This is a genomic window from Armatimonadota bacterium (assembly GCA_017993055.1).
In the GTDB taxonomy this organism is placed as follows: domain Bacteria; phylum Armatimonadota; class UBA5829; order DTJY01; family DTJY01; genus JAGONM01.
This window is the reverse complement of sequence record JAGONM010000007.1, coordinates 38,349-61,749: the sequence shown is the minus strand read 5'-3', so window position 1 is coordinate 61,749 and position 23,401 is coordinate 38,349. Positions and strand designations below refer to the sequence as shown.

The 23,401-nt window shown below is 62.0% G+C and carries 18 protein-coding genes and 1 tRNA gene; 10 read left to right on the top strand and 9 right to left on the bottom strand.

The genetic code is table 11. The features are described 5' to 3' along the window. Nucleotides 1-17: 17 nt before the first annotated feature. The 7 genes from KBC96_04540 to KBC96_04510 form a co-directional block, all read right to left on the bottom strand. A complete protein-coding gene (locus KBC96_04540; GenBank protein MBP6963658.1) occupies nucleotides 18-743 on the bottom strand; it encodes an rRNA pseudouridine synthase in 726 nt (241 codons plus the stop codon). Next, nucleotides 682-1,878 (bottom strand): D-alanyl-D-alanine carboxypeptidase, encoded by a 1,197-nt coding sequence (locus KBC96_04535; protein ID MBP6963657.1) that lies wholly within the window; start codon nucleotides 1,876-1,878, stop codon nucleotides 682-684. The genes KBC96_04540 and KBC96_04535 overlap by 62 nt, the downstream gene beginning before the upstream one ends. Continuing rightward, a complete protein-coding gene (scpB, locus tag KBC96_04530) occupies nucleotides 1,872-2,480 on the bottom strand; it encodes an SMC-Scp complex subunit ScpB (protein MBP6963656.1) in 609 nt (202 codons plus the stop codon). Before scpB ends, KBC96_04535 begins: the two co-directional genes overlap by 7 nt. Next, on the bottom strand, nucleotides 2,464-3,228 hold the full coding sequence (locus tag KBC96_04525; protein ID MBP6963655.1) for a segregation/condensation protein A: 765 nt from the start codon (nucleotides 3,226-3,228) through the stop codon (nucleotides 2,464-2,466). Before KBC96_04525 ends, scpB begins: the two co-directional genes overlap by 17 nt. Nucleotides 3,229-3,331: 103 nt before the next feature. Continuing rightward, entirely contained in the window at nucleotides 3,332-3,955 is a 624-nt protein-coding gene (locus tag KBC96_04520; GenBank protein MBP6963654.1) for a site-2 protease family protein, read from the bottom strand. Between the two features lie 24 nt (nucleotides 3,956-3,979). Continuing rightward, nucleotides 3,980-5,305, bottom strand: coding sequence for a diaminopimelate decarboxylase (gene lysA, locus KBC96_04515; GenBank protein ID MBP6963653.1), 1,326 nt, complete (start codon nucleotides 5,303-5,305; stop codon nucleotides 3,980-3,982). 108 nt (nucleotides 5,306-5,413) lie between these two features. Further along, a complete protein-coding gene (locus KBC96_04510) occupies nucleotides 5,414-7,411 on the bottom strand; it encodes a transketolase (protein ID MBP6963652.1) in 1,998 nt (665 codons plus the stop codon). A gap of 167 nt (nucleotides 7,412-7,578) precedes the next feature. Between KBC96_04510 and KBC96_04505 the strand changes: the two genes are divergently transcribed. From KBC96_04505 to KBC96_04490, 4 genes are all read left to right on the top strand, one after another. Then, nucleotides 7,579-7,947, top strand: a complete 369-nt coding sequence (locus KBC96_04505; GenBank protein ID MBP6963651.1) for a methylenetetrahydrofolate reductase C-terminal domain-containing protein — start codon at nucleotides 7,579-7,581, stop codon at nucleotides 7,945-7,947. Nucleotides 7,948-7,963: 16 nt separating this feature from the next. Next, the gene (locus KBC96_04500) at nucleotides 7,964-8,800 is read left to right on the top strand and encodes a hypothetical protein (GenBank protein ID MBP6963650.1); all 837 of its coding nucleotides are present in this window, start codon (nucleotides 7,964-7,966) and stop codon (nucleotides 8,798-8,800) included. An 81-nt stretch (nucleotides 8,801-8,881) separates the two neighbouring features. Beyond that, the gene (locus KBC96_04495) at nucleotides 8,882-9,094 is read left to right on the top strand and encodes a hypothetical protein (GenBank protein ID MBP6963649.1); all 213 of its coding nucleotides are present in this window, start codon (nucleotides 8,882-8,884) and stop codon (nucleotides 9,092-9,094) included. A 67-nt stretch (nucleotides 9,095-9,161) separates the two neighbouring features. Beyond that, complete coding sequence (locus KBC96_04490) at nucleotides 9,162-10,127, top strand: DNA-processing protein DprA (protein ID MBP6963648.1); 966 nt, start codon at nucleotides 9,162-9,164, stop codon at nucleotides 10,125-10,127. Nucleotides 10,128-10,205: 78 nt separating this feature from the next. Here the strand turns inward: KBC96_04490 and KBC96_04485 are convergent, their stop codons facing one another. Beyond that, nucleotides 10,206-14,330, bottom strand: coding sequence for a family 10 glycosylhydrolase (locus tag KBC96_04485; GenBank protein ID MBP6963647.1), 4,125 nt, complete (start codon nucleotides 14,328-14,330; stop codon nucleotides 10,206-10,208). Nucleotides 14,331-14,515: 185 nt separating this feature from the next. Beyond that, nucleotides 14,516-16,696: a tetratricopeptide repeat protein gene (locus tag KBC96_04480; protein ID MBP6963646.1), complete on the bottom strand. Its 2,181-nt coding sequence runs from the start codon at nucleotides 16,694-16,696 to the stop codon at nucleotides 14,516-14,518. Nucleotides 16,697-16,854: 158 nt separating this feature from the next. Between KBC96_04480 and guaB the strand changes: the two genes are divergently transcribed. The 6 genes from guaB to KBC96_04450 all read left to right on the top strand — a co-directional run bounded on the left by guaB (nucleotide 16,855) and on the right by KBC96_04450 (nucleotide 23,397). Beyond that, a complete protein-coding gene (gene guaB, locus KBC96_04475; GenBank protein ID MBP6963645.1) occupies nucleotides 16,855-18,333 on the top strand; it encodes an IMP dehydrogenase in 1,479 nt (492 codons plus the stop codon). 16 nt (nucleotides 18,334-18,349) lie between these two features. Then, nucleotides 18,350-19,024: a carbohydrate-binding family 9-like protein gene (locus KBC96_04470; protein ID MBP6963644.1), complete on the top strand. Its 675-nt coding sequence runs from the start codon at nucleotides 18,350-18,352 to the stop codon at nucleotides 19,022-19,024. A 54-nt stretch (nucleotides 19,025-19,078) separates the two neighbouring features. Continuing rightward, nucleotides 19,079-19,152, top strand: a tRNA-Gln gene (locus KBC96_04465). Between the two features lie 319 nt (nucleotides 19,153-19,471). Further along, nucleotides 19,472-21,430, top strand: a complete 1,959-nt coding sequence (locus tag KBC96_04460; GenBank protein ID MBP6963643.1) for a molybdopterin-dependent oxidoreductase — start codon at nucleotides 19,472-19,474, stop codon at nucleotides 21,428-21,430. Then, nucleotides 21,427-22,509, top strand: a complete 1,083-nt coding sequence (locus KBC96_04455) for a 4Fe-4S dicluster domain-containing protein (GenBank protein MBP6963642.1) — start codon at nucleotides 21,427-21,429, stop codon at nucleotides 22,507-22,509. Before KBC96_04460 ends, KBC96_04455 begins: the two co-directional genes overlap by 4 nt. A 33-nt stretch (nucleotides 22,510-22,542) precedes the next feature. Continuing rightward, complete coding sequence (locus KBC96_04450; GenBank protein MBP6963641.1) at nucleotides 22,543-23,397, top strand: FAD/NAD(P)-binding protein; 855 nt, start codon at nucleotides 22,543-22,545, stop codon at nucleotides 23,395-23,397. The last annotated feature ends 4 nt before the right edge of the window (nucleotides 23,398-23,401 follow it).

The window sequence follows — 23,401 nt, the reverse complement described above, 5'->3', positions numbered from 1 at the left end:
AGACCGTCCGTTGTAGACTACGATGCCGAGTCCGTCAGCGCCCTGACCTCGGCGGGCTTCAGCAGACGCCATTCGCCCGGCAGAAGACTTCCGGCCTTCAGTTCGCCGATCTTCGTCCTGGTCAATCGTATCACGGGATGGCCGACTGTGTCGAGCATCCGGCGCACCTGACGCTTCCGGCCCTCGTGGATCGTCACCTCGATCACGCTCGTCCCCTTCACGTTGTTCGCGCTGACGATTCGCACTTCCGCTGGCGCGGTGATGCCGTCATCGAGCACGATTCCGGTTGCGAGGTGGTTGGCGGTCTGCTCGGCCACTAGGCCCCGCACCTCGGCGCGGTATGTCTTCGGCACTTGATGGCTCGGATGGGTCATCTTATAGGTGAAATCCCCGTCGTTCGTGAGGATGAGCAGACCCTCGGTGTCCACGTCGAGACGGCCGACCGGGTAGATCGGGGTTTCGATGCTCCTGACGAGATCAGTCACCACGTGTCGGGCGTGCGGGTCGCGGGTCGTGCTCGTATAGCCGCGCGGCTTGTTGAGGAGGATGTAGACCTTCTCCGGGCGCAGGTTGACGGGCCTACCGTCAACGGTGATGACCGACTCCTCAGGATCGGCCTTGGCTCCGAGTTCGGTGATCACCCGGCCGTCCACCGCGACGCGTCCCGCTCCTATAATCTCCTCAGCCTCCCGTCGAGAGGCGACGCCTGCGGCGGCGAGAAGCTTCTGCAACCGCTGTTCCATAGCTCAAGTACACCGCGAGAAGTATTGCCGAGACGACAACCAGGTTTCTCGTCCAGATCCATGCGGAGTAGGCGAACGTCCGATCCACGGTGCAGGCGGCTACGAGCGGCACCGAACCGACCCGGACGTCGTTGACGTAGCCCGTCAGCATGCAGACCCTCTCGCCTTCCGCGAGAGGGGCCGTGGCCCTCTGCCCGTCGAGTTCGCGTTTGATCTTCACACTGTCGCCTGCCCGGACGACCTTTCCAAGGCTTTGGGCGGCCACCAGATCCACGGCGGTCTCGACTCCGCCGCGCACCGGCATCCGCGTCGCCACCAGTCCCTCGCGCGCGAAGCAGACCAGTTTGTGATGCTTGAACCCGTAGTCCAGCAGGGCGCACGTGTCATCGAGACAGCTGCCGCTCTTCAGGACGACCGCTATGAGCCGCCAGCCCTCCCTCGTTGCCGATCCCACAAAACAATGGCCCGCCTGTTTGGTATATCCGGTCTTGATCCCGTCGGCGCCGTCAAATCTCCAGAGCAGTCTGCCGGTGTTCCGCAGGGTAACGTCGAGCGTGCTGATCGACCGCGTGATCCTGTGATTCTTCGTGCAGACCATCTCGTTGAACTGCGGGATCGCCGCCGCGTATCGCGCCATCAGGGCGAGGTCGTAGGCCGTCGAGTAGTGGCCCTCCGCGTGAAGGCCGTGCGGGTTGACGAAGTGCGTATCCTTGGCGCCGATTGCCTCCGCCTTCTCGTTCATCATCGCCACGAATGCTTCCTCGCTCCCGGCGATATGTTCCGCGATGCAGACTGCGGCATCGTTCGCCGAGCGCATCAGCAGCGCGTAGAGCAGGTCTCTGAGCGTGAACTTCTCTCCCGGCTTGACGTGCAGTGAGCCGAACTGAGTTTTCGACGCCCTCTCGGACGCAGTCACCACATCGTCGAGGTTTCCGCGCTCGAGGGCCAGTATTGCCGTCATGATCTTGGTGGTGCTTGCCGGCGGGCGCCGCGCGTGACATGCCTTCTCGTACAGGATCGTACCCGTGGTCGAGTCAACTAGGATCGCGGCGGCGGCGGTGACCGTCGGGGGTGCCGGGGCGGCGGCCGCGCGAGTCGGCGGCAGGATCGCCATGAACAGGCAGATCGTCAGCAACTTGGTTGTTCTGATAATGCCGCCTCCTCCGCCTCCGGGGCTTCCGCTGGTGTGTCTTCGCTTCTCGGTTGTTCAGGCAGTACTACATCCTCCAGTTCGGGCAGTTGCGAGAGATCGCTCAGGCCGAAGTGGTTCAAGAACTCCTCGGTCGTCGAGTAGAGCATCGGCCGTCCGGGTGACTCCTTCCTGCCGATCTGCCGGATGAGATTGCGCTCCATCAGGGTCTTCACGACCCCGTCGGAATTGACGCCGCGGATCGCCTCGATCTCCGGCTGGGTTATCGGCTGCCGGTAAGCGATTATTGCCGACGTCTCCAGCGCCGCCCGCGATAGCCTGATTCGCTCCGGCTTCAGCAGCCTGGACACGTGCTCGGCATACTCGGGACGTGTACACATCTGGTAGCCGCCTGCGATCCGGGCGATCTGCAGTCCGCGCCCGCCGTAGTCGAGGCGCAGTTCATGGATTGCCCGGTCCACGGTGCCCTCGTCCATCTGAAGCGACTCGGCGACGTGCTCGACCGTCAGCGGCTGGGGAGACACGAACAGCATGCACTCCAGCACGGCCTTCAGTTTCTCGATCGGTATGCTACTTTCCTCGCTCATGTTCCTCAGGCGTCGGTTGGATGCTGATCTCGCCCAGGGCGTGCTTCTGCTTCAGGCGTATCTTTCTCAGCCGCAGGAGTTCGAGCACCGCCAAGAAGGTGATGACGACCTCCAGGCGGGTCGGCGGCGAGACGAAGAGTCCTCGGAAGCTGATGCCCTCCGGGTTCGCCCGCACGTGCCGCCAGATCTCGCTCATCTTCATCCTCAGAGTTATCTTCTCGCGTTGAAGGCTTGTGACCTCTTCCTTGCCTTCTCCGACCTCCGCCAGCATCTGCTGGAGCGCATAGATGAGGTCCATTGCTTCCACGTTCAGAGGGATCACCGGCGCATCGTAGCCGGATAGTTCGTCAGTGATGCGCCAGTAGACCTGACGGCGGTTGTCCTCGAATCCCTTGAGCGACTCGGCGGCGTTCTTGAATCGCTCGTACTCCAACAGTCGCTCGACCAGCTCGGCACGCGGGTCAATGCCGTCCTCGCCATCATCTTCGCTCTTCTCGATCGGCAGCAGCAGCCGCGACTTGATCTCCAGCAGAGTCGCCGCCATGACGAAGAACTCGCCGGCAACATTCAAATCGAGCGACTCCATGAGTTGCAGGTAACGCAGGTACTGCTCAGTGACCTCCGCGATCGGGATGTCGTAGATATCAACCTTGTGCTCGCGGATGAGGTGCAGAAGCAGGTCGAGGGGTCCCTCGAACGCAGGAAGCTTTATCGTGTATCCGGGTTGCGGCGCGGATTGGATGGACATATCGTATTGGATGATCGGCGTGTATGCTCACCGCTTCGAATCGGCCGACCGACCAAATGAGAGGTTCGCGACCCCGGGGGTGATTTTCCTTCCCGCACAGCGCTCAGAAAGGTATTCCGGTGAGCAATCCGAACAGAAACCGCCTCGGTGGCCCGAGTATGATGCTGATGACACCCGTGAGGAGCAGGCCGATCAGTATGAGGAAGCCGTACTTGCCCATTGCCTCCTCATACCGCCGTGCGGTCTCGTACGGCAGCAGGCTGGCGAGCACCTTTGAGCCGTCCAGTGGCGGAACGGGTAGCAGGTTGAACATCGCCAGCACGAGGTTCATCGAGATGCAGGTCAGGATCAGCGGAACGTAGTTCAGGCCGAAGCGGCCGGCGACTATGAACCTGAACAGCAGGGCCAGAGCGCAGGCGAACAGGATGTTCGAGAGCGGCCCCCACAGTGAGACCCGCAGATTGCCCCATCGCGGGCTCCTGAATCGGTACGGGTTGACAGGTACCGGCTTGCCCCAGGCGATCCCAAAGCCGTTCATCATCATGAGGGCAAACATGATCGCGCCGAACGGGTCGAGGTGATCAAGGGGATTGAGCGAGATTCGCCCGGCGACCTTGGCCGTGTCGTCCCCTTCGGCGAGGGCCGCCCGCGCGTGAGCGTACTCGTGAACGGTCAGCGCCGTCAGAAAGGCGATCGCCATCATCAGCATAGTCTGCGGATTCGGCATGTTCTGGAACAATATCTCTACCCGCTAACCAAGTCGCTCCGGTATCACGTCGTTCTTCACGATGTCTTCGAGCGTTTCCCGCTTCACGATCACGTCCGCGCGCCCGTCCGCTGCGAGAATGACCGCCGGCCGGGGGAAGCGGTTGTAGTTGCTCGCCATGGCGTAGTTGTAGGCGCCGGTACTCAGCACCGCGACGATGTCTCCCGGCTCGACCGGGGCGATCTCCGCGCCGCTGATCAGCGTGTCCGTTTCGCAGTGCTTCCCAGATATGGTGACGACCTCGGACGCCTCCGCGTTCGCCTTGTTGGCTACGATCGGAGTGTACACCGCTTGATAGAGTGCCGGCCGGGGGTTGTCCGTGATGCCGCCGTCAACCGCGATGTATGTCCGGTAGCCCGGCTCCTCCTGGATCGGAACCCTCTTGATCGTGCCGACCGTGTACAGCGTCGTTCCGGCTGTTCCGACGATCGAGCGCCCTGGCTCCTGGATCAGTCTCGGATTGAAACCGAGTCCGGATTCCTCGATAGCCGCCGTGAACTCGCTTACGATCGTCTCGGCGAAACGGTCGATCGTCGGGGGCTCGTCATCCTTCGTGTATGCTATGCCGAGTCCTCCGCCTGTGTTCATTTCCTGGAGAACGGCGCCGGTCTCCGCTTGCGCGTCCTTCAGGAACTCGACGAACACCCGCACCGCGCCCCTGTGAGCCTCGAGGTCGAACAACTGGCTGCCGACGTGGCAGTGGATACCCCTCAACGAAATGCCCTCGCACTCGAGCGCGCGCCTGACGGCCTGCATCGCCGTGCCGTCCTTGATGTTCATGCCGAACTTGGTGTCTGCCTGACCGGTGCGGATCAGCTGGTGGGTGTGCGGGTCAATGCCCGGCGTCAACCGCAGGAGGATGTCCGCCGTTCTCCCCGATTCGACCGCCAGCGAGTTCAGTATCTCGAGTTCCCGCAGATTGTCCACGACGATCCGGCCGACTCCGTGTTCGAGGGCCATCGAGAGCTCGCCTGGAGACTTGTTATTTCCGTGGAAGAAGAGCCGCTCCACCGGGAAGCCCGCCTTGAGCGCCGTGTACATCTCGCCCGCTGACACGACGTCGAGCGACATACCCTCCTGCTCCAGGATGCGGCACATGGCTGCGGTCAGGAATGCCTTGCCGGCGAACGCGATCTCCGTGTCAGCGTATCGCGACCGGAAACCCCCGATGTAGTCCCGGCAGTTCTGCCGGATCAGCGCCTCGTCCATGACGTACAGAGGCGTGCCGAAGCTCTGCGCCAGTTCGACCGTGTCGCAGCCGCCGATCTCGAGATGGCCCTTTGAGTTTATCGTCTGCGTTCCGAAAAACATGTTCCTGTCCCTCGTGGCGGGTCGCGTCCCGCACTCCAAAAAAAGCGAACCAGCGGGCGCAGCACCCATGCTGGTTCGCGCATAATCTATCAGAGTTCTGGCCGAATGTCAAATCCTCCCGGAGATGACCTCCCGTGCCTTTGTGGCGATATGCTCCGCAGTCAGGCCGAACTCCTGCATCAGTTCCCAGGGTTGTCCGGACTCGCCGAAGCGGTCCTGCACGCCGATCATGTCGAAGGCAACCGGCTTCTTCGCGTTCTTCAGTATCGCGCTCGCGATGATGTTGCCGAATCCGCCGACCTGATGCTCCTCGGCAGTCACGACGGCCCCGCAGTCCCGAGCGGCCCTCACAATCGCCTCGACGTCGAGAGGCTTGACGGTGTGGACGTTCAGCACCCGCGTCTCGATTCCGAAGTCCTCCTTGAGGATGTACGCCGCCCGCATCGCCTCCGGAACCATCGGCCCGCAGGCTATGATCGCCAGGGTCTCGCCCTCGCTCTCGTAGCCCGATGCGAGAACGGTTTCGAAGGCGTCAATGAAGTGTTCCTTCGCGCCCCGATAGCGGATTACGTTCGCCTTGCCGAAGACGAACGGCGTCGTGTCCGTCGAGATGATCGGTGTGGCCTCGCGGGCGTATCGGAGGTAGACCGGCCCGACTATGTCGTGAATCGCCGCGCATGTCGCCTTCTGGGTCTCGATGCTGTCCGCCGGGACGAAGAGATGCATGTTCGGGAGTATCGCCATCAGGCTGATCTCCTCCAGCGCCTGGTGAGTCGCGCCGTCCGGTCCCACGGAGATGCCGCCGTGTGCGCCTGCGATCTTGACGTTCAGGTTCGCGTAGCATAGAGTAGTTCGTATCTGGTCCCACGCGCGCCCCGCGGCGAAGACGCCGTACGTCCCGGTGATCGGTATCTTGCCCTCTTTCGCAAGACCGGCCGCCACCACCATCATGTTCTGCTCGGCGATACCGACGCTGATGACGCGGTCAACGCGTTCGGGGTTCTGCTTCTCGAAATCGGTGATGCAGATCGAGTTCGAGATGTCCGCGTGCAGTGTGACGACCCGATCGTCGGTCCCGCACATGCAGAGGCTTCGGCCGAATCCCATGCGGGTCGGGTCCATGTCAACCTTCATGTCATCTCCCGCGTTCCACCAGTAGTCGCGCGAGAACTTCGGCATCTTCGCGCCGACCTTCCTGCTGGCCTCGGCGGCGCGTCCGGCGGCGTAGTCGAGCAGCTTCTGCAGCCTCTCGTGACCGATGGTATCGGGCAGCAGTTCTGCCATGGCGGCCTCGAACTGCTCCTTCTTCGGCGCCAGCCCGTGCCAACCGACCTGGTCCTCCATGAAGGAGACGCCCTTGCCCTTGATCGTCGCCGCGATGATCACTGTCGGTTTGCCCTTGACGGTGCTGGCTTCCTCGAAGGCGCGCATGATCTGCTTGATGTTGTGCCCGTCTATCTCAATGACGTTCCAGCCGAATGCCCTGTACTTGTCGGCAATCGGCTCGACGTTCATGACATCCTCTGTCCGGCCGTCAATCTGCAGGCGGTTGTTGTCCACGATCGCGCAGAGGTTGTCGAGTCTGAAGTGGCTCGCGGACATCGCAGCCTCCCAGACGCTGCCTTCCTGCTGCTCGCCGTCGCCCATGATGCAGTAGACCCGGTGCGTTTCGCCGTCCAGCTTGGCCGCAATGGCGGCCCCGACCGAGACTCCAAGTCCCTGGCCGAGCGAGCCGCTCGACATCTCGATACCGGGCAGATCACGCCAGTTCGGGTGTCCCTGACAAGGGCTTCCGAGCTGGCGGAGGCACATCGCTTCCTCCATCGGGAAGTAGCCCGCCTTTGCGAGCGCAACGTATATCGCTGGCGCCTTGTGGCCTGCGGACCAGAAGAGCCGGTCGCGGCCCTCCCAGTTGGGGTCTTCCGGCTTGTGGTTCATCGTGTGGAAGTAGAGCACCGTCTCGATGTCTATGATAGAGAGCGTCCCGCCGGGGTGCCCGGTGGTCGAAGCGTATATCGAGGCTAGGTCGAGCGTGCGAAGCTCCCGGGCGATCTTCTCCAGCCGCGCGATCTCCTGATCGGTGCCGGTCGTGCCTGTATCCTGCATAGCCAGTAGTCCTCCTAGGTGGGTGGGAATCGGTTCGGTCGGTCGGAAACGACGGGGCAAACCGCCGATACTGTACCACGCGAATGGCCGATTGTCAACCTTGACACACCCGCCGACGGGGGGCTACAATGACTGCCGGATTCACCTGGAAGGAGCGTAAGAGGTCCATGGCCAGAGAGTGGCTCAGCAACCCTGCGATCTACTACCCTGTGCTCGTCGGCGAGGTCGTTTTCAAGAAAGCGATGTTCGGGTGCCACATGTGCGGGCAGTGCATACTCAGCTACACGGCGCTTACCTGCCCGATGAACTGCCCGAAGAAGATTCGCAACGGTCCCTGCGGCGGCACCCGCCCCAACGGCAAGTGCGAGGTATACCCGAAGCGCGCGTGCGTCTGGAACAAGATACATCGCCGCGCGAAGGCCGTCGGCCGCCTGCGCAAGATCGAGGAAATCCAGGAGTGCGTGGACTGGTCGCTCGAGGGAACGTCGGCCTGGATCAACCTCTTCCAAGGCAAGATCAAGCCGCCGAGTCTCTAGAAAGGCGCCTGTCAGCATGTCACTGACCCTGCCCGTCGTGCATATCACCGCGAATAGCCTTCCTGAGGCATGGGAGAACGCCGTCATCGCCGCCTGGGAGCAGGGTGCGCCCATCGCCACCCAGTACGACAAGCCCGGCGACCCTCCGAGTCGCGACGCCATCGCGGTCGTTACCGTCACCGATCCGATGTCCGAGCCGCGCATCCACCGGGCGTTCCCCGGCGGCATAGTCGAGTTGGAGGCATACCGTCAGGAGGTCGTGGACGGCATCCACGATCACTGGGTGGACCCGACCGCCGGAAAGTGGGAGTACACTTACCACGAGCGGCTGACGGCGTATTCCGTTCCGGGCATGGAGAGACCGATTGACCAGATGGAGTACGTCATCAACCAGTTGGCCGACGCCCCTCATACCCGCCGCGCCCAGGCGATCACCTGGAAGCCCTGGGAGGACGCCGGCATCCACGACCCTGCGTGTCTGCAGCGGCTCTGGTTCAGGGTCTTCGATGACGAGCTTGTGTTGAACGCCCACATGCGGTCCAACGATGCGTTCAAGGCGGCGTTCATGAACATGTACGGGTTCACCGACCTCCAGCGTGCGGTGGCCGAGAATCTCTCCGAGCGCTTGGGCCGCGAGATCAGGGTGGGGCAGTACACTCACATTGCGGACTCCTTCCATATCTACGGCTCCTACTTCAGTGAGTTCGAAGGATTCCTCGACACTCTCAAGAACCGCACTTTCGAGCAGAGGGTGTTTCAAACTGCAGACGTGCAGGACATCATAGACGAGGCCCGTGTCCAGATCGCGGATTCGCTCCGCACCGAGGCCGAATCCGGCCGGAAGGGGCTCTGAGTCCCGTAGGTCCCATCCGTCTCGTACGTCCCGTGGAATCTGTAGGAGATACCAGACTGATAGGACCGAGAGGAGACTGACATGCAGTTCCCCAAGGAAAAGATGAGTTTCACCTCCAGCTACAAGGGCGAGAAGTCCGAGCAGGGCTGGCTCGTCCTCGATATCGGCAACGTCGAACTCGAGGGTGTCACGAAGATCGAGATTGATCTCCAGGACGTCGAGACGGTCAAGAAGCGCAAGAGCACGGAGTCCGATGCCCTCGATGATGCCCGGCGGCTTCTGGGGGGATTGTAGACAAACACCGGAGTCGTGTAGCGATGTGCCCCCAATACTAGAGCACTGCACTGATCCGTGAGATACTATGACCGATGCCGTCCCCCGCGCCCAGTTCGCCCTGATGCTCCACTCAGTCCCGCACCTCGGGCCGAGGGGGATCGCTCGCATACTCCGCGAGACGCCCGACGCTGAAGTGTGCCTCCCGGCCGTTCGGGCGTGGCGGATGTCCCCTGATGCCCTGCAGTCGGAGTACAAGCTCCACGCCGAGGCCGCCCACTGTATCGCGCTTCGCAAGGACGAGCTTCTCTCTTCGAGCGCGAAGATCGCCTCCGCCGCCGAGGGCCTCCGCATCAGGACGCTTACCGAGCAGGACGCCGACTACCCCTCGATGCTCCGCGACTATCAGGCCGACGCGCCGCCGATCGTCTACGCGCACGGCAACCTCGGCCTGCTGCGGGATCGGAAGTATGCGGTCGTCAACTCCGCGAAGATCGGCGGAAGGAGCATCGAGGCTACCCGCGACATCGCGAGCACTCTGGCCGCCGAGGGTCTAGCCGCCGTCACCAGCCACAACACGCAGGGCTACCAGATCGTCGGACTTGCCGCGAAGTCGAGGAACGCGCCGATCCTTCTGGTGCTGGATAGAGGCATCCTGAGCGCGTTCCCCCAGGGCCTCGGATGGGAGCCGGTCGCTCAGGCCCGCATCTGGAACCTGAGGTTCGACCCCGAGCGCGATCTCGTGGTCTCGCCGTTCAGGCTCTACGACCGGTGGATCGGGGCGAACGGCCGCGAGCGCGACCGGATGGTCTTCGCTCTGGCCGATGTCGTTGTAGCGGTGGAGATTCGGGCTGGCGGCGTGATGGAAGCCGAGTGCCTGCGCGCTCTCAGGCTGGGGCGCGAAGTCTACGTCTGCGAGTCGTCCGACGGCCCGCTTCCCGGCGGCAACGCGTCGCTTCTTTCCAGAGGCTGCGCCCCGATTCCCGTGGGCTGGGAGCACTCGATGCTTGCGACCCTGGACCTCCCGATCGAAGGCAGTGAAGAGGCTTTCTGAATCCGCCACACCGCCAAGAACTTGGGCAGAAAATCGGGGCGGCCCGCTTCGGTGAGCCGCCCCTTCACATCGCATATGTCAGAACTGGGACACGTCCGAGTTGCCTCGCGGCAGAACGACTGCCGTAATCGTGTCTCCTGACTGCTCCGTCGAGACTATGCCGGTAACCTTGACTAACGAACCGATGCCTGGCACCGACGTCAGCCTGGCCGTGCTGACTCTCACCGCTCGTGCGCCGTCAGTCAAATCGAAGCATCCCGTCGCAGACTCAACGACCCTGCCCGCGATGGTCACCAGCATGCCGATATTATGAGTTCCGAGGCCGCCTGTTACGCCGGGGGTGTACACGTTGAGCGCCTCTCCTCCCACGCTTCGGTTGTTCATGAACAACGGGTCAGGCGCTCCGGGTCCCGTCTCTGTCATCGTGTCAGGCGCGGTGATCACCCGTTCGCCGTTGACGGTTGCCAGAATCCCCGCAACGTCCGCGAAGTATCCCTGTGTTGGTGAGTTGCCTGCGACCCGTATGCCTGAGACTCGCTTGCTCGTCCTGTCCTCGCAGATATAGAAGAACGTCGCGTAGTTGGCGCTTACGATCTTGTCGCTCAGCATGATAGCGTCGCCGTCCGCACGGCCCTTCGCCGCCCTGATAGACGATAGGACCGCGGCCGCGGTGACGCCGTCGGAGACGACCGGAGTGCTCCATGCGCCGGCGCCGTTCCTTGCCTTCACGCCGAAGTAGTACTTCTGGTTCGCGACCAGGTTCAGTCCGCTCCTGGTAATCGAAGTCGACGTCCCGGTCGAAGTCCACGCCGCCACAGACCCGATGTTGTCCGCACTCGTCCCTATGGCATACTGGTACTCCGCAATGCCCGACTCCGCATCGCTCCCTGACCAGGATGCTTGCAGCGAACCCCCGACGGCGGCGTACTTGCCGTCGCTGAGGCCGGAGACGGTGGGCGCGGTAGCATCGTACCTGTAAGGGCCGTAGGTGAAGGTGCCATTTGGCACCCCGTCTCCGTTGTTGCCCTGCACATGGAGATACCAAAGCCCGTTGGCCGAAGCCTGCCGGACCAGAGTGCCGGACGCCCACTGGTCCTCGCCGCCCGTCCACGAATACGAACTGCTCTGGGTCCACGCGTATCGGTAGTACTGCACCTTCCCCGCGCCAAACCCTCCGACGGCGGTGAACGTGAAGGCCGAGGTAGACTGCCAGGTATTCACGGCCTTGTCGCAGGTGACGCTCCCCGATCCGGGGGCGGCCGACAGGGTGTATTTCGCTGTCGCGATGCTGGCCTCGGACTCGTTGTCCAACGCATCCAGCGCAGTCACGTGGTAGCTGTACTGCGTGTTCGCGGCGAGGCCGGTGCTGGCGTACGACGTTGCGGTCGGGGATCCGACCAGCGAGCCGTCGCGGTAGACCCGGTAGCCGGTCACGCCGACGTCGTCCGTCGAGGCAGTCCACGATAGAGACACCTGGTCGGTTGCTGTTGCCGATGCGGTCAGGCCCGTCGGCGCCGTCGGCGGAGTTCCATCGTACTTGTAGGGCCCGTAGGAGTAAGTCCCATTGGCCACTCCGTCGCCGTTGTAGCCTTTGACATGGAGATACCAGGAGCCTGTCGCCGATGCCTGCGGCGTAATGTTGCCGGCGGTCCATTGCCCCTCCAGGCCGGTGAACGTGTAAGTGGAGTTCTGTGTCCAGGCGTAGCGGTAGTACTGTAGCGTGCCGGCCCCAAATCCGCCGGTGGCGGTGAAAGTGAACGTAGGCGAGGATTGCCAAGTGTTGATCGCCTTGTCGCAGGTGATGCTGCTTGCCCCCGGCGCGACGGAGAGCGAGTACCTGGCCACCGTGGCACTGGGCGCCGATACGTTGTCTGCCGCGTCACGAGCGGTGACGTAATAGCTGTACTGCGTGTTCGCCGCGAGGCCGGTACTGATATACGACGTGCCGGTCGGCGATCCGATCAAAGAGCCGTTTCGGTAGACCCGGTAGCCGGTCACACCGATATTGTCGGTGGAGGCCGTCCACGTGAGCGAAATCTGGCCGAGTGCCGATGCCGTCGCCGCCAGATTGGTAGGCGCGCTTGGCGGAGTAGTGTCCGCTCCCGGCGCGTAGACGAACTTGATCGCGTCGGCTATGACGTTTCTGCTGTCCTCAATGCCGGTGTTGCTGAGCCGAACGTAGCCCGCGGTCCCGACTGCAAACGGGGTGTTTGCTCTCAGAAGCCGCCAAGTGTTGTCGTTTGCCGTGTCCTGCTGGTTCACCGCGATCGTCTGGCTGCCGCCGTTCCATTGGATGGTAAAGGGTGAGATTGCGCTTCTGTTGGTGCCTGCGGGCCACCATCCGTACACGTCGTAGTTTCCCGCTGTCAGAATGCTTGGCGTCCACGTGGCGGTCTTGGTGCCGCCGGCGTTCGAGCAGTAGAAGTAGTTCGTGCCGTATTTCGTGGCCGCGCTGGTGCTCGTGAACCACGATCCGCTGGTGACGCACTTCACGTCGGTGTTGTCTATGATGATGTCGTCCGGCTGATCGCCGGCTGCTGTCGTAAATGTGTAGTCGCCGGAGACGGACATGTTTCTGGCGGCATCCCAGGACCGCACGCGGTAGTGATACGTAGTGCTTGGATTGAGGCCGACAAGCTGCACGGTATGGCCGGTCACCGCAAGGGTGTCCTCCACCGTCGTAGTGCCGTAGGCGGCCGTCAGACCATAGTCCACCTGACTCGTCGATGCCTCGTCCGTGTCCCAGAGTATCTGCGCATTGGTAGCTTGGATGCTTGAGGCCCTTACGTTACTTATCACAGGCGGACTCGACTCCGATGACAGAGTGAAGTTCAGGTTCGCGACCTGCCCCGCAGTCACGGTCACCGATTTGGTCTGTGAGTTGTAGCCCGCCGCCGCCGCCGTGACGCTGTAGGTCCCCGGGGTGATGTCCACGAAGCCGTAGAAGCCCGTGCCGGTATCCTTCGTCGAAGCCCCGGTGCTCACAATGGTGACCGTCGCCGGGTAGATGCCGACTCCACCGCTGTTCTTAACGAAACCCTTGATGTAACCCTTGGTCGGGCTGTCGAGCCAGGACATGCCGGCAGGGCTGACGAATGTCGGGAAAGGACCGCTGACGAGAGCGCTCTGCAGGGCCGTCCGGTCGGGGATCGACTGGTATGAGTAGAGCCCCAGGCCTTGGAAGCCGTGCTGCCTGATGAGGTCTATCTGTGGAAGCGCATTGCCATTGATATCATTCGAAACATCCACAAGCGGGTACACGTGCCGTCCGTGCTGGTTGGTCAGGTAGGTATCCAACCAGCCGTGAAAAGTGGTGTTGTTCGACGTGTAGGACATGGGATGAACGAAATCTACCCAATGGTTGGTTGTCCACTTGTCCCAATCCTGGAAGTAGCTCGCGTTGCCGGTGCTTGAGGAGTTCCATCCGTCAGGACTCAGTTTTACCCATGGTTTGACTGCCTTGATCTCGAGGTACAGCCGCTTCACGAGATTGGTTATCTGGTCGCGCCGCCAGTTCTGCCAGGTGCTGTCACTCGCTGACGGATTGCCGGTCCGCCCGTACTCCGCGTTGAACCGAGCGACCGATACTGCGTTGTAGCCCCAGTTGGTCGAGGGGTAGCGGATGTAGTCCAGGTTGAGGCCGTCCACGTCGTAGTTGTTGACGATCTCCATGAAGACCGAGATGAGATAGCTCTCCACATCCGGATGTCCGGGATCCAGGTTTGATGTTCCGCCGTAAGACCATGCGCCGGTGTCGCTTCTCATGCACCAGTCCTGCGACGGGTCCGTGTTTCCGGGGCCGTGCGTGTACCAGATGTGTTCGGGCGTCATGTGCGCGGGGCCCGAGTCGGTAGTCCATATGCGGAAAGTCACGACCCAGGGATGCACCTCCATCCCTACGGCATGCGCCTTGGTGACGAGGTCGGCGAGAGAGTCGTAGCCGGGACTAGGGGCTACCCCTGTGCCTCTCGGTTCGATGGTAGAATTGTAGTAGGCATCCGACCGCAGGCGGATCTCCGGGATCACGCAGTTCAGGTTGCACGACCGCATGTAGTTCACCATCGTGGTGGTAGCGGTAGGGCTCTCGAAACCCGAACCCCAGGCCGTGGCCTCCATTGAGCGAAACTCGGAGGTCTGCGACCGGCACGGCCCGACTGCCAGCATCAGGCAGACAGCGAGCGCCGGGAGGAATACTTTCTTCACATCGGTCTCCTTCGGGTGCGGCTTTGAGGGTGTACTGCGCGGTTTTGACGTTCTGGAAGCGGTTGCTGTCAGAGCGCGATACGGATCATTCCCTGCATTCTATATGTCAGTCCCCTCCTTGATTATCCGGTGGAAACGCCGCAATGTCAAGGTATACGGGGAAATACAGGTAATAGTACTGGCGTTCACGGTCCCGGGTCGGGCATCTTCGCCGAGAGCATCTCCACGAACTTCTGCGGAGGTCGTCCCCTGTTCGCTCTGCAGAGATGCACGTGTTTCCACGCCCCGGCGTAGTCGCCTGCCTGATACAGCGCGGTCGCCAGGCTGATGTGCGGGACCGGCATGTCCGGCTCCATCTCGACCGCCTTTCGAAGCTCAGCTATCGCTCCCTGAAGGTCCCCCTTGCGTTTCAGCATCAGGCCGAGATTGTGATGAGCCTGCATCATCTCAGGGTCGAGCTTGATCGCCAGTCGGTACTCCCTCTCAGCCTCCGCGTACTCCCCGCTCGACGCGTGAACGTTCGCCATGTTGACGTGCGCTCCGGTGTGTCTCGGGTCAATCCTCAGCGCGCGCCGGAAGCATGCCACCCCTTCTTCCATCAGCCCCTGCGCCGCCAGCGCGACGCCAAGGCTGCTGTAAGATTCCGCGTTGTTCGGAAGCAGCCTGAGTACTTCTCGATAGGTCCGCTCGGCCTCGGGGAATCGGCCGGTGTTCTTGTAGAGTTCTCCGAGACCGGTCAGCGCCGGGACGTACTCGGAGTTCGACTCGAGCGCCCTGCGGTAGGATGCCTCGGACTCCTCGTAACGCCTCATGTCTGAGTATGCCTTGCCGAGGTTGGTGAGTGCCTCCGGAGAGTCCGGCTTTGTCTCCAACGCAGCGACATAGTCTTGGATCGCCTCATCATACATCCTCTTCCGCAGATAAGCGTTGCCCCTGTTATACAGAGCGTTGACGTGCGTGGGATTGATCTCCAGCGCCTTCTCGTAATGGCGGATCGCCTCGTCGAGTTCGCCCCTCCCGGAATACGAGACTCCGAGATTCGTGTGGGCGGTCGCGCTCGGCGCCGTCACCCGGAGAGTGTGCGTGAAGAGGGTCATGCTGTCTCTCCAGAAGCCGACCTGTCGGAAAGTGAGGCCGCTGAACACGAGCACGATCAGTATCGGGACGAGTAGAATGGGAGATTGGGCGAATGAGTGCTGCGGAGACGCTGCCCTGTCTCCCCTCTGCCCCCGCTGCCAATCCGGTCCCAAGTCCGCTGCTCCCCACGTGATGGCGATGAACAGTCCGATCAGTGGGATATAGGTGTAGCGATCGGCGATGAACTGAGCGCCTACCTGTACGACGCCGATCACCGGCACCATCGTAATCAGGAACCAGAGCCATCCGAACACGAGGTACGGCCGGCTCCTTCTGAAGACGAAGACCGCCGTCGTGATCGCGAGCAGAAGAACTGCCGACCCCGCCACTTGCCATGCGGGGAGATTCGGACCGGGGCGTGGGTAGATCACCCCGAGTTTCAGCGGCCAGAGCATCTTGCCGATGTACGCGGCATACCCGGCGGCGATGTTGGCGAGGTGCACCCCCGCGTCCCCCAGAGGCTTCACGGCTGATGCCTTGCTCTGAGCGATCACGGTGATGACCGAGGAGCCGACGCTCAGGGCGAGAAGCGGCAACTTCTCGGGCACCAGCGTCCAGAACGATACCCGGGCGACCCTCCCTTTCACCTTGCCTTCAGCGGCGGGTTCCAGCCGGCGAAGCGGCCAGATGTCGAGCAACAGCAGCACGATCGGCAGGGTCACCAGCATCGGTTTAGCCATCAGCCCCAATGCGAATGCTCCGAATACCAGCAGGTAAGCCTTGATGCCTCGTCGTTCCACGTAGCGCGCGTATGCGATGAGCGTGAGCATGAAGAATAACGTGCTCAGCACGTCCTTTCGCTCAGCCACCCACGCGACTGATTCGACGTGCAGGGGGTGGACTCCGAAGAGCGCGGCGACGAACGCGCTCCGCCAGGGCAGGCCGGTCAGTCGGGTCAGCAGAACAAAAAGCAACACCACATTGGCGAGATGTATCAGCAGGCTGGTGAGATGATGCCCCCAGGGCTTGAGACCGTAGATTTCGCAGTCTAACATATGCGAGATCCACGTCAGCGGGTGCCAGTTCGCGTTCCAGGTGCTGGTGAATGCCCATCTGAGGCCGCTCAGGGAGAGGCCGTCCATTACCTGGGGGTTGTCGTACGTGTACCTGTCGTCGTCGAAATTGATGAAGTCGTTCCACAGGACTGGAGCGTAGGCGGCGGTGGTTATGATGAGCAGCCCCACCGCTATCAGCAGGCGCAGGCGTGAGTCACTCATGTCGCGCAGCAAGTTCATTCCCCCTGGAAGCCAGCGTATCACGAGGCGACGACAACTGTCAACGAGATTGCAGCGCGCTCATCGCAACTCCTTGACACAGAAGGTTGCCTGTCCTATAATACCCGATAACGTTCTTCGAGTCCGTTCGTTGGCTGAAAGGAAAGCGCCCTATGTCACCCGATGATCGCCGCGTGCTCGCCGAAGGCCTGAGTTTTGACGATGTTCTTCTCTGGCCGCAGAGGACTGAAGTCCTTCCGCACGAATGCGACACCTCCACTTTGATCGCCCGCGGCATCGAACTCTACATCCCTCTTGTCAGTTCTCCGATGGATACCGTCACCGAGGCGCGTATGGCGATCGGCATAGCTCGCGAGGGCGGTCTGGGGATTCTGCACAGGAACATGACGGCGGAAGACCAGGCCGTCGAGGTGGACAAGGTCAAGCGTACGGAGCACGGTATTATACTCAATCCATTTTTCCTCGCCCCGGACAACACGATAGAAGACGCGCTGAAGATCATGCAGCACTACCATATCTCAGGGGTGCCGATCACCACCGGCAGCAAGCTGGTGGGCATACTCACGAACAGGGACATTAGGTTCGAGGAGAACTACAGCCGGAAGATTTCCGAGGTGATGACCAAAGAGAATCTGGTAACGGCATCGGAAGGGACGACCCTCGATCAGGCTAAGGCGACCCTGCAGAAGCATAAGATCGAGAAGCTTCCTATCGTGGACGACGAGGGCAACCTCAAAGGGCTGATCACCATCAAGGATATCGAGAAAATCCGCCAGTACCCGAACGCTACCAAGGACGCTAGCGGTCGTCTCTGCGTCGGCGCGGCGATCGGCCCGCTCAGCAATCCAGTCCGGCGGACGGAAATCCTTGTCCGCGCGGGCGTGGATGTCATCGTGATTGACGCGGCGCACGGTCACTCCGTCGGCGTCCTCAACGCGCTCAGAGCCGTCAAGGAGGCATTCCCTGACCTTCCGGTCATCGCGGGCAATGTGGCAACGGCCGAGGGCACTAGGGACCTGATCGAGGCGGGCGCGGATGGTGTGCGAGTGGGCCTGGGACCCGGCTCGATATGCACCACGCGGGTCGTCGCCGGCGTCGGGGTCCCGCAGATTACCGCCATCATGGAGTGCGCCAGGGAGGCCAAGAAGCACGGCGTTCCGATCATCGCGGACGGCGGCGTCCGGCTTTCTGGCGACATCACCAAGGCGTTGGCCGCCGGGGCCGACTGCTGTATGATAGGCAACCTCTTCGCGGGAACGGACGAGAGTCCCGGCGATATCGAGATATTCCGCAACAGGAGCTACAAGGTCTACCGGGGCATGGGCTCTATCGCAGCCATGAAAGAGGGCAGCAGCGACCGGTACATGGTCGTGGGCGATGCCAAGCACGTTCCCGAGGGCATCGAGGGACGCGTGCCCTACAAGGGCCCGCTTTCGGATACGGTGCTCCAGTTGGTAGGCGGCGTCCGCTCGGGCATGGGCTACTGTGGAGCCGGGACGATTGCCGAACTTCAGGCTCGCGCCCGCTTCGTGCGTATCACCGGATCGAGTCTGCGCGAGAGCCACCCGCACGACATCCTCATCACCAAGGAAGCACCGAACTACAGCTTCCCGATAGTGGATCAGGACTAGCGTCGACAAGATGACCATGACTTCCGAAATCCCGACATACGAGTGCAGGAAGGTCGCAAACGGCAGCATCGCCGTAGACGGCGATCTCGGCGACTGGATCGGTGTCCCCGCCGTCGGCGATTTCACGCTCTCCGACGGCTCCGGTCTCGCCACGCGCCAGACGCGCGCCCGCATGTGCTGGGACGACGATAGCATCTATATCGCCTTTGACTGCGACGATCCGGATATCTGGGGCACCCTCTTAGAGCGAGACCAGCCGATCTACGAGGAGGAGGTCGTCGAGGCGTTTATTGACCCCGATTCCGACCTCGTTCGCTACTTCGAGTTTCAGACCAGTCCGCGCGGTACTCTCTTCGACGCCATCATTCACAACCCGACCGGCCTCCGCGTGAACATGACATGCGATACCTCCTGGGACTGCGAAGGATGGCGCGTGGCAGTCCGGGTGGACGGCACTCTCGACAACCGGAACGATGTGGACAGGGGGTGGACCGTCGAGTGGGCCATACCCTTTGCATCGCTCGGCGAGGCGCCGCACGTCCCCCCGGAAGACGGCGATGTCTGGCGCGTCAACTTCTACCGCATAGACCGCACCCCGGCCGACGAGTATGGCTGCTGGTCGCCGACCATGGAGATTCCCGCGAACTTCCATGTCCCGTCGAGATTTGGAAAGATAGTATTTCGTAAGTAGCCCGCAGTCCGGCTTGACCGAATCCCGCCTTCGGCCTATAATGTTCCAGGTCATTCCGGGGTCGTCCAACGGCAGGACACGGGCCTTTGGAGCCCGGTATCCAGGTTCGAATCCTGGCCCCGGAGCCAACCTCTACGTACTGGACAAGATCAGCACCGTCACCTCTCGCATGGAACTCGTGTCTGGCCGTCTTTCGGGTATCATGTCAGGCGCCCTCCCAGGCGCTTCCCGAAAAATCCCCTCGCGTCGCGAAAACGTGTGAAGGAATTCACATATTCCCCAGCGAATCACGGAATGGCGAACCTGTCCGTAGATGCTCCTCCGCTTGATGGGCGAGGGAAAGATAGCTGCTTCATCTGACCCGATGGACACAAGAGAAAACGCTTCACATACCCTCGGTTGACGAGTCTACGTTGAGATTCGGCGTTCGGCGCAAGGGAGGGCTTCATGAGTGTAGTTCTCACGACCTGCGGGTTCTGCAGTTGCGGATGTGGGGTCTATGTAGAGCAGAGTAACGGTCGCGTAGCAACCCTCTGTCCCAGCGGCAACCACCCGGTTGCGAATGGCAGACTCTGCGTGAAGGGGTGGAACGGTATCCCTGCCGTTCTCGGCACGAGTAGATTGCGCCTGCCCCTCAAGCGAACCGGCGATTCGTTGCAGCCCGTCTCATGGGATGAGGCCGTTTCTTTCACGGCGTCCGCCCTCAAACGCATCTCCTCGGACAGCGGTCCTCAGAGCGTCGGCGTCATCGGCTCCGCGAAGACCACCAATGAGGAATGCTACTCCCTCGTCAAGTTCGCGAGGAGCATCCTCGGTACCTCCAACATCGACGGCTCGTCTCGGCTGTACGATGCCTCGATCATCTCCGGGCTGGCCCCGGCCCTTGGAATCCCCGCCGCCCAGGTCGGACTCGACGCCGTGGCGCACGCCGGCTCGATGCTCATCGTCGGAGCCAATGTCACGGAGCAGGTTGCCCACGTCGGCTCGCGCATCGAGACCGCCGCCGCGGGAGGGTGCCGGGTAGTCGTCGTGGATTCGCGAACGACGCGCCTCGAACCGTACGCCGAGCAGTTCATCCGTCCGCGCGCCGGGACTGACCTCGTGTGGATTCGAGCGCTGCTCAAGACCATTATAGACTGCTCGTTGTACGTCGAGGACGCGCCCCGGATGCCGGGTTTCGAGGAGCTCAGGGTGTCGCTGAACGGCCTGTCGGTTGATGCGGCCGCCGGTACGTGTGGGCTGTCCGGTGACGATGTCAGGCGAACCGCGGACATCCTGGCCTCGGCTCCTCCATCCGTAGTCATGTTCGGCCTCGGGGTGCTTCAGCAGGCCCGGTCCACGCCGACTGTCGGCGCGCTCGCCGACGTGGCTCTTCTGCTGGGTGGGTACGTCCTGCCGCTAAGAGCTCAGAACAACGCGCAGGGTGCGTCCGATATGGGTCTGGCGCGCGAACTGCTCCCAGGATACGGCGATATCGGCGATGCGGAGGTGAGGGAGAAATGGGAATCCGCGTGGGCTTGTCGGCTCCCGGAGTCGCCGGGGATGTCCTCAGTAGATATGATCCGTGCCTGTGAGACGGGCGACCTCAAGGCGCTGCTGGTGTTCGGCGAGAACCTTGCGCTCTCCGCCCCTGACACCGAACGCACTCTGGCTGCCCTTGACAAGGTCGAGTTCCTCGCTGTCTGCGATCCGTATCTGACGGAGACCGCGCGGCTGGCGGACGTCGTATTCCCTGCGTGCTCCTTCCTTGAGAAGGACGGCACATTTACCAACATCGAGCGGCGCGTTCAGAGAGTCCGCAAGGTTATCGAACCGCTCGGGGAGTCCAGACCGGATCTGGAGATTCTCTCCAGTCTCGCCTCGGCGCTTGGAGGTAATCTGGAGAGCAGTTCGGGCAAGGTCATGGCGGAGATCGCGAAGAACGTGGACTGCTATGGGGGCGTGAACTATGAGATGCTGGAGCAAGGCTGGGGCGAGCCGTGGCCTCTCAACGCCGCGTCGCCCAAGTTGATCCCGGTCCCAGACGCCGAACCGACTTCTGGCCAGATGCAGGATCGTGAGTTTGTGCTGATCGCAAGTCGGGTCAACTACCACCACCGGACGGGTACGATGTCCGCTCACTCTTCGGTGCTCGCCCGCGAGTACCCGGAGTCCTACGTCGAACTGTGCGAAGCCGATGCCGAGAAACTTGGGCTCAGGCCTGGTGCGCCGGTGAGGGTCTCGACGGATTCGGCGTCGCTGGTGCGCACGCTCGTTATCAGTAATTCGGTGCCGGCGGGTCACGTCCACGTGCCGCACTTCTTCGGCGGCGACTCCCCAAATGCGTTCGCCGGTTACGAAGGCGATCCCATCTCCGGCGTGCCTGCATTCAAGGCGCGGCCGGTCAAGGTTGAGGCGGTCAAATGAGCGAAAGAGAACCTTCGATCCTCAAGAAGTCCGATGCCGTGATATTCTTCGCCGCGGTCGCCAAAGAAATGAGGCTCATCGCGCCGAGGCATCTCTTCGGCGGTGACTCGATGTTCGACGTTCTGGATTCGCCCAAGGACATCGTCTGGGACTACGGGCACGACATCCTGCCCCCGAAACGATTCCTGCTTCCCCCGTTCGAGGACATGTTTCGCTACCGGAATGGGACGCGGGTTGAGATCGAGCCTGCCGGGGAGCCTCCCAAACAGGCGATCGTCGGTATTCGTTCCTGCGATGTCTCGGCGGTCCGGTTCCAGGAGAAGTTCTTCGGCGGCGAGATCGTTGATCCGTGCTACAGGAAGCGGCTGGACAACACGACGCTCTTCAGCCTCGCCTGCAATACACCTCCCCGCGAGGAGTGTTTCTGCATCTGCTGCGACGCGGGCCCTACTCTTGAATCCGGCTTCGACGTGCAACTCACGGATCTCGGCGACCGCTTTTTGTATGAGATCGGATCCGACAAGGGAGAGCAGGCCACCGCACCGGGTGCCTATATGCTGGGCAAGGCCGAATCGCGCGATCTGGACGAGCGGGCGAGGCTCCTGCTCCAGGCGGACAGTCTTTTCAATACGACCGCCTACATCGCTAAGGCGGTCAACTACATATCTGCGGACGAAGTGCCGTCCGAGATCTGGGACTACCTCGGTTCGACGTGCTACAAGTGTGGCGCCTGCACGAACCTCTGCCCCGTGTGCACCTGCTACACGGTGGACGATGTGCGGCACGAAGACGGCTGGTATGCAAGGTGCAGATCCTGGGACTCCTGCCAGTATTCCGGGTTCACCCGCGAGGCGAGCGGGCACAACCCGCGGGCGACGTTCGGCAGCCGCGTTCAGCGTCGGTTCTACCACAAGGCCAGCTATCAATACATATCCCGGGATGGCCGGCACGGATGCGTCGGATGCGGCAGGTGCATCACCTCTTGCCTGACGAACCTTGGTCTGCCGGAGGTCGTCAAGCGCATCAGGCGCGCGATGCACGAGCATCTATTACCGAGCAGTGGGAAAGTCGAGGTGTAGTAAGTGGAACTCACCGCAGCTAAGCCGAGGAACATGTGGGGTGTGACCGACAATCCGAGCGGCGACCTGTACATCCCGATGGTCGCCGTAGTGAAGTCCATCCTGGACGAGACCCCAGACACAAAGACCTTCAGGCTCGCTTTCGAGGATCCGCAGTACGCGAAGTCGTTCTCGTGGGAGCCGGGACAGTTCGTCCAGGTCACTGTATTCGGCGCGGGCGAGGCCCCGATCGGGTTCGCCTCGAGCCCGCTTGAGAAGGAGTTCTTCGAGCTGACGGTCGTGGAGCGCGGTGCTGTCACCCGTGCGATGCACTCACTTCGCGAGGACGACAAGGTCGGCATCCGAGGACCGCTCGGCAACTGCTGGCCGCTCGAGGAGATGAAGGGCAGAGACGTCCTGATCGTCAGCGGCGGCTGCGGCCTCGCCCCGCTTAGGCCTGCGATACTGAAAATCCTGGCCGACCGCAGTGAGTATGGCGACGTGTGGCTGCTCTACGGAGCGCGCACTCCCGCCGACCGCGACTTCAAGTACGACTTGGAGGCGTGGGCTCAAAGAGATGACCTGCATCTGATGGAGACGGTTGACATCGCCGACGAGCACTGGACGGGCCATGTCGGGGTGGTGACCACCCTCTTCGACCAACTCGAGCTCGATGCCCCGAACGCCGTCGCCCTGACATGCGGTCCGCCGATAATGATCAAGTTCGTGACCCTCGGGCTTCTCAAGAAGGGCTTCTCCGAGGACCGGGTAGTGACCAGCTTGGAGCGGTACATGAAGTGCGGGGTCGGCAAGTGCGGCCATTGTTGCGTGAATCACGTTTATCTCTGCACTGAGGGGCCGGTATTCACCTACAGGCAGATGCGCGCCCTGCCGGAACTGGGGATCTGAGCCG